Source organism: Stenotrophomonas sp. EMP41 (assembly GCF_047495535.1).
In the GTDB taxonomy this organism is placed as follows: Bacteria; Pseudomonadota; Gammaproteobacteria; order Xanthomonadales; family Xanthomonadaceae; genus Stenotrophomonas; species Stenotrophomonas sepilia.
Genome location: NZ_CP179923.1, coordinates 3,354,215 through 3,368,309, shown reverse-complemented (window position 1 = coordinate 3,368,309; position 14,095 = coordinate 3,354,215). Strand labels below are relative to the sequence as shown.

Annotated in this window: 12 protein-coding genes; 9 read left to right on the top strand and 3 right to left on the bottom strand. The window is 67.5% G+C overall.

The window, feature by feature from the left end; translation table 11 throughout:
• Nucleotides 1–197: 197 nt before the first annotated feature.
• The 4 genes from ACMGRF_RS15440 to gnd all read left to right on the top strand — a co-directional run bounded on the left by ACMGRF_RS15440 (nt 198) and on the right by gnd (nt 5,372).
• Nucleotides 198–2,375 carry a carboxy terminal-processing peptidase gene (locus ACMGRF_RS15440; RefSeq protein ID WP_180880738.1) on the top strand — a complete coding sequence of 726 codons (2,178 nt, stop codon included), beginning with the start codon at nt 198–200 and terminating at the stop codon, nt 2,373–2,375.
• 234 nt (nt 2,376–2,609) lie between these two features.
• Nucleotides 2,610–3,200: a DUF2242 domain-containing protein gene (locus tag ACMGRF_RS15435; protein WP_049410569.1), complete on the top strand. Its 591-nt coding sequence runs from the start codon at nt 2,610–2,612 to the stop codon at nt 3,198–3,200.
• 2 nt (nt 3,201–3,202) lie between these two features.
• Complete coding sequence (locus tag ACMGRF_RS15430; RefSeq protein WP_198994683.1) at nt 3,203–4,456, top strand: hypothetical protein; 1,254 nt, start codon at nt 3,203–3,205, stop codon at nt 4,454–4,456.
• A gap of 10 nt (nt 4,457–4,466) precedes the next feature.
• Nucleotides 4,467–5,372, top strand: a complete 906-nt coding sequence (gene gnd / locus ACMGRF_RS15425) for a phosphogluconate dehydrogenase (NAD(+)-dependent, decarboxylating) (protein WP_049410572.1) — start codon at nt 4,467–4,469, stop codon at nt 5,370–5,372.
• Nucleotides 5,373–5,519: 147 nt separating this feature from the next.
• Here the strand turns inward: gnd and ACMGRF_RS15420 are convergent, their stop codons facing one another.
• A complete protein-coding gene (locus ACMGRF_RS15420) occupies nt 5,520–6,563 on the bottom strand; it encodes an oxidoreductase (protein ID WP_111097331.1) in 1,044 nt (347 codons plus the stop codon).
• A gap of 171 nt (nt 6,564–6,734) precedes the next feature.
• Here ACMGRF_RS15420 and ACMGRF_RS15415 point away from each other — a divergent pair, with 171 nt between their 5' ends.
• The 4 genes from ACMGRF_RS15415 to ACMGRF_RS15400 all read left to right on the top strand — a co-directional run bounded on the left by ACMGRF_RS15415 (nt 6,735) and on the right by ACMGRF_RS15400 (nt 11,123).
• Complete coding sequence (locus ACMGRF_RS15415; RefSeq protein WP_049410577.1) at nt 6,735–7,121, top strand: BON domain-containing protein; 387 nt, start codon at nt 6,735–6,737, stop codon at nt 7,119–7,121.
• 231 nt (nt 7,122–7,352) lie between these two features.
• Nucleotides 7,353–9,170, top strand: coding sequence for a sensor histidine kinase (locus ACMGRF_RS15410; protein ID WP_049410580.1), 1,818 nt, complete (start codon nt 7,353–7,355; stop codon nt 9,168–9,170).
• Nucleotides 9,167–9,607, top strand: coding sequence for a response regulator (locus ACMGRF_RS15405; RefSeq protein ID WP_005411057.1), 441 nt, complete (start codon nt 9,167–9,169; stop codon nt 9,605–9,607). The genes ACMGRF_RS15410 and ACMGRF_RS15405 overlap by 4 nt, the downstream gene beginning before the upstream one ends.
• Before the next feature lie 4 nt (nt 9,608–9,611).
• Nucleotides 9,612–11,123, top strand: coding sequence for an ATP-binding protein (locus ACMGRF_RS15400; RefSeq protein ID WP_049410582.1), 1,512 nt, complete (start codon nt 9,612–9,614; stop codon nt 11,121–11,123).
• 801 nt (nt 11,124–11,924) lie between these two features.
• Here the strand turns inward: ACMGRF_RS15400 and ACMGRF_RS15395 are convergent.
• Nucleotides 11,925–12,668 carry a 20S proteasome subunits A/B gene (locus tag ACMGRF_RS15395; protein WP_049440329.1) on the bottom strand — a complete coding sequence of 248 codons (744 nt, stop codon included), beginning with the start codon at nt 12,666–12,668 and terminating at the stop codon, nt 11,925–11,927.
• Nucleotides 12,669–12,760: 92 nt separating this feature from the next.
• Between ACMGRF_RS15395 and folK the strand changes: the two genes are divergently transcribed.
• The gene (gene folK / locus ACMGRF_RS15390) at nt 12,761–13,246 is read left to right on the top strand and encodes a 2-amino-4-hydroxy-6-hydroxymethyldihydropteridine diphosphokinase (protein ID WP_049414615.1); all 486 of its coding nucleotides are present in this window, start codon (nt 12,761–12,763) and stop codon (nt 13,244–13,246) included.
• A 75-nt stretch (nt 13,247–13,321) separates the two neighbouring features.
• Here the strand turns inward: folK and ACMGRF_RS15385 are convergent, their stop codons facing one another.
• Nucleotides 13,322–14,059: a pteridine reductase gene (locus ACMGRF_RS15385; RefSeq protein ID WP_049414616.1), complete on the bottom strand. Its 738-nt coding sequence runs from the start codon at nt 14,057–14,059 to the stop codon at nt 13,322–13,324.
• Nucleotides 14,060–14,095: the final 36 nt, after the last annotated feature.

Below are 14,095 nucleotides of genomic sequence, written 5' to 3'. Positions count from 1 at the left end.
GGTGTCATCACCATTCTGGTGGGTGCGGACCGTTGGTCCGCACGCCTTCGCCTGCATTCACAATTTGCTACACCGGCCCGGCTAGGCTGGTTTTCCACCGAGCGCGGCCGGGTGACAAACCCGGCAACTTTCGGCACTGTCGGGGTGTCTGAACACCCTGCAGTCTCCCCCTTGGCAAGGCGCCTTCGAGCACGTCAATGAAATTCAAAGCCCCCGCATTCCTGATGGCCCTGGCGCTGGTCGCGCCGCTGGCGCTGGCGGCCAAGGCCGACTCGCCTGCATTGCCCGCTGCGGCAACCGCCGATCAGGTGACCACCTCCAAGCTGGTGTATGGCCTGTTGTCCGACAGTCGTTACGCCTATCGCCCGCGTGCGCTGGACGAGGCCACCTCCAAGGACGTGTTCAAGCGCTATCTGGAGACGCTGGACGGCGCCAAGCAGTACTTCACCCAGGCCGATGTGGCGCGCTTTGCGCCCTTCGAAGCCAACATCTCCTCGGCCATCCGTGGCGGCGAGCTTGAGCCGGCGTTCCAGGTGTTCGCGGTCTACAAGCAGCGTGTCGGTGAACGTGTGGCCTTTGCGCGCAAGCTGCTCAAGCAGGAGCCGGACTTCACCACCGACGAACGCTTCGAGTACGACCGCAAGAAGGTGCCGTGGGCGGCCAGCAGCGCCGAGCTGGATGAGCTGTGGCGCAAGTCGGTCAAGAACGACTGGCTGCGCCTGAAGCTGGCCGGCAAGAAGCCGGACGACATCCGCAAGACGCTGGACAAGCGCTATGCCACGCTGGAAAAGTCGGTCAATGAGCTGAAGGGCGAGGACGTCTTCCAGTTCTTCATGAACGCCTACACCAGTGCTGTCGATCCGCACACCGACTACTTCACCCCGCGCACCGCCGAGAACTTCAACCAGGCGATGTCGCTGTCGCTGGAAGGCATCGGTGCGCAGCTGCAGCGCCAGGACGACGTGGTGGTGATCCGCGAGATCATCGCCGGTGGCCCGGCTGCGGTGGACGGCACGCTGAAGCCGGGTGACCGCATCGTCGGCGTTGGCCAGGGCAAGTCCGGCCAGGTCGAGGACGTGATCGGCTGGCGCATCGACGATGTGGTGGCCAAGATCCGTGGCGCCAAGGACACCCAGGTCAAGCTGGAATTCATCCCGGCCGCCGAGGGCGTGGACGGCAAGCACCACACGCTGGTGCTGACCCGGCAGAAGGTGCGCCTGGCCGAACAGGCCGCCAAGGGCGAGACCATGACCATTCCGGCCGCCAACGGCGAGCCGGCACGGAAGATCGGCGTGATCAAGCTGCCGACCTTCTACCAGGACTTCGAAGGCCGTCGCCGCAATGCCGCCGACTATGCCTCGGCCACCCGCGACGTGGCCAAGCTGCTGGCTGGTTTCAAGAACGACAAGCTGGACGGCGTGGTGCTGGACCTGCGCAACAACGGCGGCGGTTCGCTCGATGAAGCCATCGAACTGACCGGCCTGTTCATCGAGCAGGGCCCGGTGGTGCAGGTGCGCGAGTCCGGTGGACGCGTCACCGTCAACAGCGATCGCAACCAGGGCGTGGCGTGGGACGGCCCGCTGGCGGTGCTGATCAACCGCGGTTCGGCCTCGGCTTCGGAGATCTTCGCCGGTGCCATCCAGGACTACGGCCGTGGCCTGGTGATCGGTGAAACCAGCTTCGGCAAGGGCACCGTGCAGAACATCGTCGACCTCGACCGCTGGCCGAGCGGCGAAACCCAGCGCTTCGGCCAGGTCAAGCTGACCATCGCCCAGTTCTTCCGCATCAGCGGCAGCAGCACCCAGCACAAGGGGGTGGTGCCGGACCTGGCCTTCCCGGCCAGCGTCGATGCCACCGAGTTCGGCGAAAGCACCTACGACAACGCACTGCCGTGGACCCGCATCGCTGCCGTGCCGCATACCCAGTACGGCAACTTCGCGCCGCTGCTGCCGAAGCTGGAAACCCGTCACGACGCGCGCATCGCGACCGACAAGGAATTCCAGTGGTGGAACGAGGACGTCGAACAGTTCCGTGCCGAGGCGGCGAAGAAGTACATCTCGCTCAACGAGGCCACCCGTCGCGCCGAACGCGAGCGCCAGGACGCCCAGCGCAAGGAACGCCAGCTGCAGCGCAAGGAGCTGGGCCTGGCCCTGGACCCGCTGGCCGATGACAGCAGTGATGATGGCCTGACCGGCAACGAGCGCGACATCGTGAAGGATGCCGCCCGCGAGAAGGCCGCCGAGAAGCGTCCGGACCCGCTGCTGCGCGAGTCGGCCTCGATCCTGGCCGACGCGGTGAACCTGCTGGCCAACGACCGTCCGCTGTCGGCCCAGGTGCTGCCGCAGTCCACCGGCGCGGGGCGCTGGGCGGACTGAGCCGGAGACGGCGCGCGACATCCGCAGGGGCCGGCATTGCCGGCCCCTTTCTGTTTGGGAAGCCCGATCTGGGTTGCGCCGGGCCATGCCCGGGCCAGTGAAGTGCCGCAAACGACTTAATCCCCTCCGTCCCCTTTTACGTGCATGAACCGGGAGCAACGTGGGGGGGCATATCGACCTGCCGCACACGGGGGCGGGACTACCCTTGGTGTTTCCGTTCTCGCAGGAGTACCCATGCGGGCCTCCCGTCTTTCCAGCGCTGCCGTGGCGTGCGCCAGCGCCTTGATCCTTTCGGCCTGTGGTGGCCACGCCGCCGACAGCACCGTGCTGCGCGAGTCTTTCGATTCCGGCGATACCTTCTCGCGCACCGTTGAGGGACGCCCCGGCGAAGCCTGCGAGGCCGCGCGCCGCACGCTGCTCAGCCAAGGCTATGCCATCGCCCGTTCCGATGATGCGCAGGTGGAGGGCAACAAGAACTTCCAGCCGCGCGAGGATGACCATGAGCAGCTGGTGCTGCGCATCTCCTGCGCCCCGCGCGGCAGCCAGACGCTGGTATTCGTCAGTGCAGTGCAGGATCGCTACGCGCTGAAGAAGAGCCCGACCTCGGCCAGTGTCGGCGTGGGTGCGCTGGGCTCGGTGTCGCTGCCGTTCGGCAGCAACGACGACTCGCTGGTGAAGGTGGCCAGCAGCACGGTCACGGATGCCGAGTTCTATCGTCGCTTCTTCCAGCGCCTGCAGCAGTATCTGCCGGCCGCGACGGGCACGCCATCGCCATCGCCGGCAGCGGCGCCGGAACCCGCACCGGCGGTCACGGACCAGGGCTGAGTGTGCGCGGCAGGTGGCTGATTGCAGCCCTGCTGCTGGCGCCCGCGTGGGTCGCGGCAGCGCCATCCCTGGACTGTACGCAGGGCCTGCTGCAGCGGTTGGGGTGGCGCTTCGAAGAAGCGTCCCTCACTGCGCCGCAGGTGCGCGGTGGTCCCGTATGTACGCGTGCTTCGCTGGCTGATTCACAAGCGGCCGGCGACCTGCAGGTGCGGTGGCCGGCGGCGCTGCCTGCTGCCGCTCGGCAGGCACTGCTGCAGCAGCTGCTGGATGACCCCGCCACCGTCTGCGCCTATGCCTTCGAGCTGGGGGCGGCCACGCGGCGCGCAACTTCGGCATTGCAGGGCAATCCCACGTTCCGCTTCTCCGGCCCGCAGCTGGGATGGATCGGCTTCGGATTGCAGGGCGCACCGGCACAGGGTTGGCAGCGTACGCGCAGTTTCGGTCGTGGCTTCGTGCCCCGCGCGGGGAACAGCCATGCGCTGCAGGCGTTCTACAGCGGTGCCGTGCGTGCCGAATGCGGTGTCGGCCGCCAGGTCGCACAGCTGGCCACCCAGCGCGAGCTGTATGGCGATGCTGCGTTCGACACCGGGTTCGCAGCGGAGGAACTGTCGATCGGCACCTTTCTCGCACTGCACGACACCGACAGCATCCTGCTCGGCGCGCATGCGGGCGACCTCTTCGCCGATGGCAAGGCGGTGCGCACCTCGGCGATGGGGCGGCAGGCGTTCGTGGGCGTGCCCGGTTTCATCGAACATGTGTACGACAAAGGCACGCTGGACGACCTGAGCAACCAGGCCGAGAACTTCGTGGTGGTCGAGGTGGGCGAGGGCGCTGCGCAGGCGCTGGCACTGCACGCCGGCCTGGCCTGGTACGACCAGCGCAACGCCGAGCTCTGGAAACTGGCGCAGGACATCCCGCGCATCGGCCAGCGCTATTTCGAGCGCCTGCTGTTCGAGCGCGATCCACAGCTGCGCGCAGGCCTGGCGCCGCGCTACCACGCGGCTCTGGTGCGCATGGATCAGCTGCTGGACGATCCGTTCTACCAGCAGTTCGTGATCTACGTGCATCCGCGCGGTATACGTCCTATCGGCTACCACATCGTCCGCCTGCTCGATCGCAACCCGAGAACGCCGTTTTCGATCGACCTGGCGGTGCACAATCTGCATACCACGCTCTACCGGCGTTGGCGCGAGGCGCAACTGCGCCACTGCGCGGCTACCGGCAGGCCAGGCAGCCTGACCCTAGACCCCAACTGAAGGTGAAAAAATGGATATTGCAATGATCGGCCTCGGCCGCATGGGCGCCAACATGGCCCAGCGCCTGCATCGCGGCGGCCACCGCGTGGTCGGCTACGACCCGGGCGAAGGCGCCCGCCAGCGCGCCGCCGAGGCCGGCCTGAAGGTGGTTGATTCGCTGGCCGCCGCCGTGGCCGCGCTGCCGGTGCCGCGCGTGGTGTGGCTGATGGTACCGGCCGGTGAAACCGTCGACCAGACGCTGGGCCAGCTGACCCCGCACCTGGCCGAGGGTGACATCGTCATCGACGGCGGCAACTCCAACTACCAGGACTCGATCCGTCGCGCCAAGGCGCTGGCGGAGGACGATCTGGGCTACGTCGACTGCGGCACCAGCGGCGGCGTGTGGGGCCTGCAGGAAGGCTACAGCCTGATGGTCGGTGGCGAAGCGCCGGTGGTGGAGCAGATCGCACCGCTGCTGCGCACGCTGGCACCGGCAGAAGATCGTGGCTGGGCGCGTGTCGGCCCGTCCGGCGCCGGCCATTTCACCAAGATGGTCCACAACGGCATCGAGTACGGGATGATGCAGGCCTATGCCGAAGGCTTCGCGCTGATGGAGCGCAAGCAGGAGATGGCGCTGGACCTGGCCCAGGTGGCCGAAGTCTGGCGCCACGGCAGCGTGGTGCGTTCGTGGCTGCTGGACCTGAGTACCGAAGCACTCAAGCGCAATCCGTCGCTGGATGGCATCGCGCCATACGTGGAGGATTCCGGCGAAGGCCGCTGGACCGTGGCCGAAGCCATCGCACTGGACGTGCCGGCACCGGTGATCACGTTGTCGCTGCTGGAACGCCTGCGTTCGCGCGAATCGAATTCGTTCACCGATCGCCTGCTGTCGGCGATGCGCAATGAATTCGGCGGCCACGCCATCAGGAAGTCGTAAGCACTGCGGTGGGGTCAGAGCCCTTCGGCGTTGCCGAAGGGATCCGGCCCCAGGCAGAGCCCATGCAGCCAGTCGAGCATGGCTCGACTCTACAAAAGCCTTCTCCGATCGTTGCCACGTCATCCACGCATGGCGTGGATCTACTGGTCAGTCCAACGCGATCCGCCGCCCTTCGCGCGCGCTGTCCATGCCCGCCTGCAGCAGCCGCATCAACTGCAGTGCCTGCATCGGGCTGACCGTTGCTTCGCCGTCGCCGTGCATCGCCGCCGCGAACTGCGCATACAACCGACGATAGTCGCCGGGCAGGTTGTCGACGGTGCTGCGCAGAACATTGTCTTCTGCATCACAGCGCACCAGTTCGCCATGCCGCGGATCGATGCCCCATCCGGGCGCACCCGGTGCTACGCCGCGGCGCAGCTGGGCCTCCTGCACATCCAGGCCGTACTTGATCCAGCTGGCCTTGCTGCCATGCACGCTGAAGTGCGGGGCAGGGGCAGCCACCAGCGAACCGGCATGCACGATGGCGCGATGCCGCGGGTAGTGCAGTACGGCATGGAAGTAGTCGATGCCGGCGCCACCTTGGCGCTGCACGGCCAGATCCGCATCGATGGCGTCGGGCCAGCCGAACAGCACCAGCATCTGGTCCAGCAGGTGCGGGCCGAGGTCGTACCACAGGCCGCTGCCTGGCATGTCCCGCTCACGCCAACGGTCGCGCACCTGCGGCCGGTAGCGGTCGAAATGCGCATGGCATTCGGCCACCTCGCCCAGCGTGCCTTCGGCCAGCAGCGCCTGCAGCGTGAGGAAGTCGGCATCGAAACGCCGGTTCTGGAACACGGTGGCGATGCGGCCGGCGTCGCGTGCTGCGGCCAGTACCGTTTCCGCCTCGGCCACATCCAGCGCAAAGGGTTTGTCGACCAGCACGTGCTTGCCGGCGGCCAGCGCGGCCATCGCCAGTGGCGCGTGCTGTTCGTTCGGCGTGGCGATCACCACCGCATCCACGGCTGGATCGTCGAACACGTCCTGTGGCGTTGCACGCACGTGTACGTTGCTGAACGTGCGCAGCAACGTGTCGCGCTGCGAGCTGACGATGCTGTGCAGGGCCAGGCCGGGCGTGTGCTGGATCAGCGGCGCATGGAAGACGCGGCCGGCGAGGCCGTAGCCGATCAGGGCCAGGTGCAGGTCGGGGCGCATGGCAGAGCTCCGGCAGGGGGGAAGGGCAGGGTAAACGACGGATGCGGACAGCCCAAAACTGAACCGTTGCCGTTGGAAACGCTTCGATTCACGGCGGCATGACCGCGACGCCACGCCTGCTCTACGTGCGCTTGTCCAGACTGGCAGCACATCCCGAAGGAGAACGACACGATGAGCAATACCACTCGCACGCTGATTGCTTCTGCCCTGACGCTGGGCCTGGCGCTGTCCTCCTCGACCGCATTCGCCAAGGACCCGGCCGCGAAGAGCCCGCCGACCACCAGCGCACATCCGGCTACCCACGCTGATCGCCATGATTCCAACGAACCGGTGACCGACAGCTGGATCACCACCAAGGTGAAGGCTGACCTGCTGACCAGCAGCAACGTCCCGGGCACCGAGATCAAGGTGGAAACGGTGAACGGCGTAGTCAGCCTGAGCGGCACCGTGGCCACCCAGGCCGAGAAGGACAAGGCGGTCACTACCGCCAAGGGCATCAAGGGCGTGACCCGCGTCGATGCCGCCGCATTGAAGGTCAGCGCTGCCGCCAAGCGCTGAATCGGTTGGGCGCCCCCGCGCGGGGCGCCCGCTGACCTTGAGAGCCGAGCCATGCTCGGCTGGAACTCCAAGGCAGCCGAGCATGGGCTCGGCCCTACAGGTCTGATTGCCAACCCGTTCAGCCGACCGCGCTGGAAATTCCAGAGTTGTGACCGCCTGCGCTATATTGCCGGTTCCGCCGCAACCGGGCTCGGCCCGGCCAACGCGTCGCGGCAGAGCTGACGAGGGACTATGGCGCTGGTTTTCAGTGACGACATCTGGGACCGCTGGCGGTTGCCGGCCTTGGCGCTGGCCGCCGCCGCGATCATCGTGGTGCCGTGGTTGACCCTGCGCAAACTGCAGCAGGACAGCGAACAAGCGATGGCCTGGGTCAACCACACCCAGGCCGTGGGCGTGGCACTGCAGCAGTTGCAGGCCGATGTGCGCGATGTTGAATCGGCCGCGTTGACCCTGTCCAAGGGCGTGGATGCCCCCGGCCTGCGCGAGCGCATGGCGCGGGCCGATGAAATACCCGGGCGCCTGGCCGAACTGGGCCGGATGACCCGCGACAATCCCGACCAGCTGATCCGCATCGGTCGGATCGAATCGATGCTGGAAGGCCGCATGGCACTTGCCCGCGAGCTGGCCAGGTCCGAACCGAACAGCGACCAGCGCGAGCTGGTGCAAGACCTGAGTACGCGCTATCCCATCCGCGGGCTGGTGGAAGAACTGCAGGCCAGCGAGCAGAAGCTGCTGGCACTGCGCGGCGAGCAGGCGGCGCGTCAACGCAAGCAGACCGAACTGGTGTCGTGGAGTTCGCTGGTGATCCAGCTGGCGCTGCTCGGCCTGGTGCTGTGGCTGCTGCAGCGGCAGATCGGCCGTCGCCTGCATGCGGAGCGGCAGTCGCTGCGCTCGGCTGCACGTGCGGCGTCGGTGCTGCAGACCGTACGCGAACCGATCGTGCTGCTCGACCGCGACCTGCGCGTGCAGCTGCACAATCCAGCATTCGCTGAGCTGTACGGCCTGCAGGACGAGCGCGCCGACGGCCTGCTGCTGGAAAACGTTGGCGACAACGCATGGCAGGATCCGGTGGTCCGACAGCGCCTGGCCGACGTACTGTCGCGCGGTCGCGAACTGTGGGACTTCGAGCACGAGCAGCGCACCGCCGACGGCATGGTGCGCTACATGCTGCTCAACGCGCGGCGCATGCCGCTGCCCGACACCGATGACGAGGTGGTGCTGCTGACCATCAGCGACGTCACCATGCAGCGCGCAGTGCAGCTGCGCGTCGAAGACCTGAACCGCCAGCTGGAAGGCAAGGTTGCGCAGGTATCCGAGGTCAACCGCGAGCTGGAGGCCTTCAGCTATTCGGTCTCGCATGACCTGCGCGCACCGCTGCGCCACGTGGCCGGATTCTCCGACAAGCTGTCGCGCCACCTCGGCGATCAGGCCGATGACAAGAGCCTCCACTATCTGGACGTGATTTCCAGTTCGGCCCGGCGCATGGCAGCGTTGATCGACGACCTGCTGGTCTACTCGCGCCTTGGCCGCGCGGCGATGCGGCAGCAGGCGGTGGACATGCAGTCGCTGGTGGCCGACACCCGGGCCATGCTCGATTCCAACCTGCAGGCCGAGGCCGAGAACAGCGGCCATGCGCACCAGGTGGAGTGGAGCATCGCGCCGCTGCCGATCGTGGTGGGCGACGAGAACATGATCCGCCAGGTCTGGCTCAACCTGCTCGGCAACGCAGTGAAGTACTCGGGCAACCGCGAGCCGGCGAAGATCCGCGTTGACTACCAGCAGCAGCCCGACGGCGGCCATCAGTTCACGGTCAGCGACAATGGTGCAGGCTTTGACATGGCCTACGCCGGCAAGCTGTTCGGTGTGTTCCAGCGCCTGCACAAGGCCAGTGACTACCCGGGGACCGGCATTGGCCTGGCCAGCGTGCGCCGCGTGCTGACCCGCCATGGTGGCCGTATCTGGGCCGAGGCCGAACCGGACGTCGGCGCCACCTTCCACTTCTACCTGCCCCCCGCGACCGACGCGGACAAACAAGGTCCCTCTGCATGACGACTCTGCGCACCATTCTTCTCGCCGAAGACAGCCCGGCGGACGCCGAAATGGCGATCGACGCCCTGGAAGAAGCGCGTCTGGCCAATCCCATTGTGCACGTCGAGGACGGCGTGGAAGTGATGGACTACCTGCTGCGTCGCGGTGCCTTCGCCAACCGCGAGGAAGGCCTGCCGGCGGTGCTGCTGCTGGACATCAAGATGCCGCGCATGGATGGCCTGGAAGTGCTGCGGCAGATCCGCGAGCACGAAGAACTCAAGCGCCTGCCGGTGGTGATCCTGTCGTCCTCGCGCGAGGAAAGCGACCTGGCCCGCAGCTGGGACATGGGCGTGAACGCCTACGTGGTCAAGCCGGTGGACGTGGACCAGTTCTTCGGCGCGGTGCAGACCCTGGGCAAGTTCTGGGCGTTGATCAACCAGGCACCGGAACTCGAGTGAGCCCATGCCCCTGACCGGTCCCGCCCTGGGGGCGCTGCGCATCCTGCTGGTGGAAGACTCACCGGAAGATGCCGAGCTGATGTCCGAACAGATGCTCGACGCGGGCCTGGAGGCCCGCTTCGAGCGTGTCGAGAGCGAGGCGGAACTGCGCCAGGCGCTGGCTGTGTTCCAGCCGGACATCGTGCTGTCCGACCTGAGCATGCCGGGGTTCTCCGGTGACGACGCGCTGCGCATCGTGCGCGAGACCTCGCCGGAGGTGCCCTTCATCTTCGTCTCCGGCACGATGGGTGAGGAGAATGCGGTGGCGGCGCTGCAGAAAGGCGCCAACGACTACATCATCAAGCACCAGCCTGCGCGCCTGCCGTCGGCGGTGGCGCGTGCGATCCGCGATGCACGTAGTGCGGTCGAGCGCGCGCGGGTGGAAACCGAACTGATGCGCGCGCAGCGGCTGGAAAGCCTGTCGCTGCTCGCCGCCGGGCTCAGCCACGACCTGCGCAACATCCTGCAGCCGTTGCTGATCATGCCGGACCTGCTGAAGGCCCGTACCGAGGATCCGCAGCTGCACCACCTGGCCGACGTCATCGCCGAGTGTGGCCGCCGCGGCCATGAGATGGCCGAGTCGATGCTGTCGTTCGTGCGTGGTTCGCGCAAGCCGAGCGAGCGCATCGAGATCGACGGCCTGTTCGATGCGGTGGCGCTGCTGTTGCGCAGCAACGTGCCCGATGCCGTGCGCCTGGAACTGCAGGTGCAGGACGAAGGCTTGGCGGTCGACGCCAACTACACCGAACTGCAGCAGGTAATGCTGAACCTGGCGCTCAACGCAATCCAGGCGATGCCCAATGGTGGCCGCCTGAGCCTGACCGCCAGCCATGCCGGCCAGCGCGATGGCGTGGACTGGATGCGCATCTGCGTGGCCGATGAAGGCATCGGCATGGATGCGGATACGCTGTCGCACCTGTTCAACCCGTTCTTCACCACCAAGGCCGATGGCACCGGCCTGGGCCTGATTTCCTGCAAGCGCATCGTCGAAGGCGCCGGCGGCAGCATCCATGTCAGCAGCCAGCCGGGGCAGGGCACCTGCTTCGAGCTGCGCTTGCCGATGCACGAAGCCAGCGACGGCAGCGAGCCGATCGAGCAGCTGGTGGCCCTGGGCAGCGGCCAGTCGATCCTGGTGGTCGACGGCGAAGCCACGCGCCTGTCGCTGCTCGGCAACGCGCTGTCCAGCCAGGGGTATCAGCTGCAGCTGGCCTCCGATGGCCCGGCGGCGCTGCGCTGGATGCAGCAGGAGGCGATGCCGGCGCTGGTGATTGCCGACGCCGGCTCAAAGCTGCTGCCGGCCAGCCAGCTGCTGGGCGAGATGGCCGCGCTGGGCTATCGCGGCCCGGCGCTGGTGCTGGAGGACGCGGCGGTGGCGGTGCCTGCCGATGCCTTCCCGGCCGGCGTGGAGGTGCATGTGCTGCGCAAGCCGCTGCAGATGCAGCAGGTCTTCCGCGCGGTGGCCGAAGCGCTGGGCTGATCTCGCGGTAGTGCCGGCCGCTGGCCGGCATCCCGTGCGGTGGAATCAATGCGGTTGCCGGCCAGCGGCCGGCACTACCGGTCCAGGGTTTCCCAAAGGAAGCGCGGCAGGGCGTCCACCGCCTGTTCCAGCCGCAGCAGATGAATCTGGTCTTCCGCGCGGTGGCCGAAGCGCTGGGCTGATCTCGCGGTAGTGCCGGCCGCTGGCCGGCATCCCGTGCGGTGGGGTCAATGCGCTTGCCGGCCAGCGGCCGGCACTACCGGTCCAGGGTTTCCCAGGGGAAGCGCGGCAGCGCGTCCACCGCCTGTTCCAGCCGCAGCAGATGAATCTGGTCTTCCGCGCGGTGGCCGAAGCGCTGGGCTGATCTCGCGGTAGTGCCGGCCGCTGGCCGGCATCCCCTGTGGTGGGGTCAATGCGCTTGCCGGCCAGCGGCCGGCACTACCGGTCCAGGGTTTCCCAAGGGAAGCGCGGCAGGGCGTCCACCGCCTGTTCCAGCCGCAGCAGATGAATCTGGTCTTCCGCGCGGTGGCCGAAGCGCTGGGCTGATGTCGCGGTAGTGCCGGCCGCTGGCCGGCATCCCCTGTGGTGGGATCAACGCGCTTGCCGGCCAGCGGCCGGCACTACCGGTCCAGGGATTGCCAGGGGTAGCGCGGCAGCGCGTCCACCGTCTGTTTCAGCCGCAGCAGATGATCTGGTCTTCCGCGCGGTGGCCGAAGCGCTGGGCTGATGTCGCGGTAGTGCCGGCCGCTGGCCGGCATCCCCTGTGGTGGGGTCAATGCGCTTGCCGGCCAGCGGCCGGCACTACCGGTCCAGGGTTTCCCAGGGGAAGCGCGGCAGCGCGTCCACCGCCTGTTCCAGCCGCCGCGACCAGTTCTGGTGGATGTCGGCATACAGCGTGGAATCCGCGCCCAGCCGCAGCTGCTGGCCGATGCGCAGTTCGCCGTCGCGCAGCAGCGCCAGATCGATCGGCAGGCCCACCGACAGATTGGAGCGGATGGTGGAATCGAGCGACACGATCGCCGTACGCGCTGCATCCTCCAAATGCGTGGCCGGGCTGAGGATGCGGTCGAGGATCGGCTTGCCGTACTTGGACTCGCCGATCTGCAGGTAGGGCGTCTCCGGCGAGGCGGCAATGGCGTTGCCGAGCGGGTAGATCATGTACAGCCCGGGCCGCTCGCCGGCGATCTGGCCGCCGAAGATCAGCGTGGCCTGGGTGTTGACCCCGTCATGGCCGTGTTCGCTGTGGCTGCTGTGCACCTGGCTGTCCACCAGCAGCTGACCCACATACGCGGCGGCTTCGAACAGGTGGGCCATGTCGCGCAGGTTGGGCACGCGCCGCTCTGCGGCGTCGCGGCCCAGGCGCGACACCAGCAGCTGGGTGGTGGCCAGGTTGCCAGCCGCCATCAGCACGTAGGCTGCCTGGCCGGGATACTCGAACACGTGCAGCTTGCGATGCACGCGCACATCGTCCAGCGAGGCATTGGTCCGGGTGTCGGCAGCGAAGACCAGGCCCTCGTCCACCTCGATTCCAACGCAATAGGTCATGTCGGTGCCCTATCATGTGCGTCCCGGATTGTAGGCAGGCCGCCGTGACGACGGCATGTCCACGCCCCCCCAAGTGCCGTCACCTGAACCGCATGACCACCGTGCTCCTGAGCCTGGGCAGCAACGTCCAGCCCCGCCGCTACCTCCACGCCGCGGTGACGGCCCTGCGCGAGCGCTTCGGCGCGCTGCAGGTCTCGCCGGCCTACCGTACTGCCGCGGTCGGCTTCGACGGCCCGGCCTTCCTCAACAATGCGGTGGCGATCGAGACTGACTTGCCGCTGCAGGAACTGGACGACTGGCTGCATGCGCTGGAAGACGCGCACGGCCGCGACCGTAGCGGGCCGCGCTTCTCCGACCGGACCCTGGATATCGACGTGGTGTTCTACGGCGACCTGGTGGTGGAAGGCCCCGGCCACCTGCGCATTCCGCGTCCCGAACTGAAGCATGCCTTCGTGCTGAAGCCGCTGGCCGACATCGCGCCGGACTTCATCGATCCGGTCAGCAGGCTGGACCTGGCCACGCTGTGGCGCGCGCACGCGCAGTTTGGCGAGGCGTTCGAGGTGGTGGACCTGGAATGATGGTGGGTGACGGGGTCAGATCCCTTTTCCCGGCGGGAAAAGGGATCTGACCCCGTTGTGGATCCCGGCAACATCTCAACTGACCGTGCGACCGCCATCCACGCGCAGGGTATGGCCGGTCACGAAGCTGGCTTCGGCCACCAGCCAGTACACCGCTTCGGCAATCTCCTCGACCGTACCGATCCGCGCCAGCGGCGTGCGCGCCAGCAGGGCCTCGCGGGCGAAATCGTCCTTGCCCTGTTCCGGCCACAGGATCGCGCCGGGTGCCACCGCATTGACCCGCACCTTCGGCGCCAGCTCCAGCGCCAACGAACGGGTGGCCATCTCCAGCGCGGCCTTGGCCATGGTGTAGGCGATGTGGTCGCGCATCGGATCGGTGCCGTGCAGGTCGGTGAGGTTGACGATGCAGCCCTGCTGGCGGCGCAGGTAGGGTGCCGCCGCCTGCGACAGCAACAGCGGCGCGCGCGCATTGACCGCATACAGCGCGTCCACCGCCTCGGCGGTGACCTGGCCGAGCGGGGTGGCATAGAAGTTGGAGGCGTTGTTGACCAGCGCGTCCAGGCGGCCGAAGTGGGTAACGGCCTGTTCCACCAGGTCGGGCAGGGCGTCGGCGTCACGCAGGTCGGCCTGCAGCGCAAGCACGCTGCCCGGCCGCACATTGTCGAAATCGAACGCGGCCTGCTGCAGTTCGGCGCTGGAGGTGTTGGCATGCAGTACCACCGACCAGCCACAGGCGTGGAACTGGCGGGCGATGGCCGCACCGATCCGGCGCGCGCTGCCGGTGATCAGGACCACGGGGTGGGTATCGCTCATCGAGGGTCCTCCAAGGCTCGGCTATCCTGTGCACCA

Excerpts from the sequence above, each read along its gene's own strand:
- gnd (WP_049410572.1), top strand. The coding sequence starts at position 4,467 with ATGGATATTGCAATGATCGGCCTCGGCCGCATGGGCGCCAACATGGCC.
- ACMGRF_RS15440 (WP_180880738.1), top strand. The coding sequence starts at position 198 with ATGAAATTCAAAGCCCCCGCATTCCTGATGGCCCTGGCGCTGGTCGCG.
- ACMGRF_RS15420 (WP_111097331.1), bottom strand. The coding sequence starts at position 6,563 with ATGCGCCCCGACCTGCACCTGGCCCTGATCGGCTACGGCCTCGCCGGC.
- ACMGRF_RS15385 (WP_049414616.1), bottom strand. The coding sequence starts at position 14,059 with ATGAGCGATACCCACCCCGTGGTCCTGATCACCGGCAGCGCGCGCCGG.
- ACMGRF_RS15400 (WP_049410582.1), top strand. The coding sequence starts at position 9,612 with ATGCCCCTGACCGGTCCCGCCCTGGGGGCGCTGCGCATCCTGCTGGTG.
- folK (WP_049414615.1), top strand. The coding sequence starts at position 12,761 with ATGACCACCGTGCTCCTGAGCCTGGGCAGCAACGTCCAGCCCCGCCGC.
- ACMGRF_RS15410 (WP_049410580.1), top strand. The coding sequence starts at position 7,353 with ATGGCGCTGGTTTTCAGTGACGACATCTGGGACCGCTGGCGGTTGCCG.
- ACMGRF_RS15435 (WP_049410569.1), top strand. The coding sequence starts at position 2,610 with ATGCGGGCCTCCCGTCTTTCCAGCGCTGCCGTGGCGTGCGCCAGCGCC.
- ACMGRF_RS15395 (WP_049440329.1), bottom strand. The coding sequence starts at position 12,668 with ATGACCTATTGCGTTGGAATCGAGGTGGACGAGGGCCTGGTCTTCGCT.
- ACMGRF_RS15415 (WP_049410577.1), top strand. The coding sequence starts at position 6,735 with ATGAGCAATACCACTCGCACGCTGATTGCTTCTGCCCTGACGCTGGGC.
- ACMGRF_RS15405 (WP_005411057.1), top strand. The coding sequence starts at position 9,167 with ATGACGACTCTGCGCACCATTCTTCTCGCCGAAGACAGCCCGGCGGAC.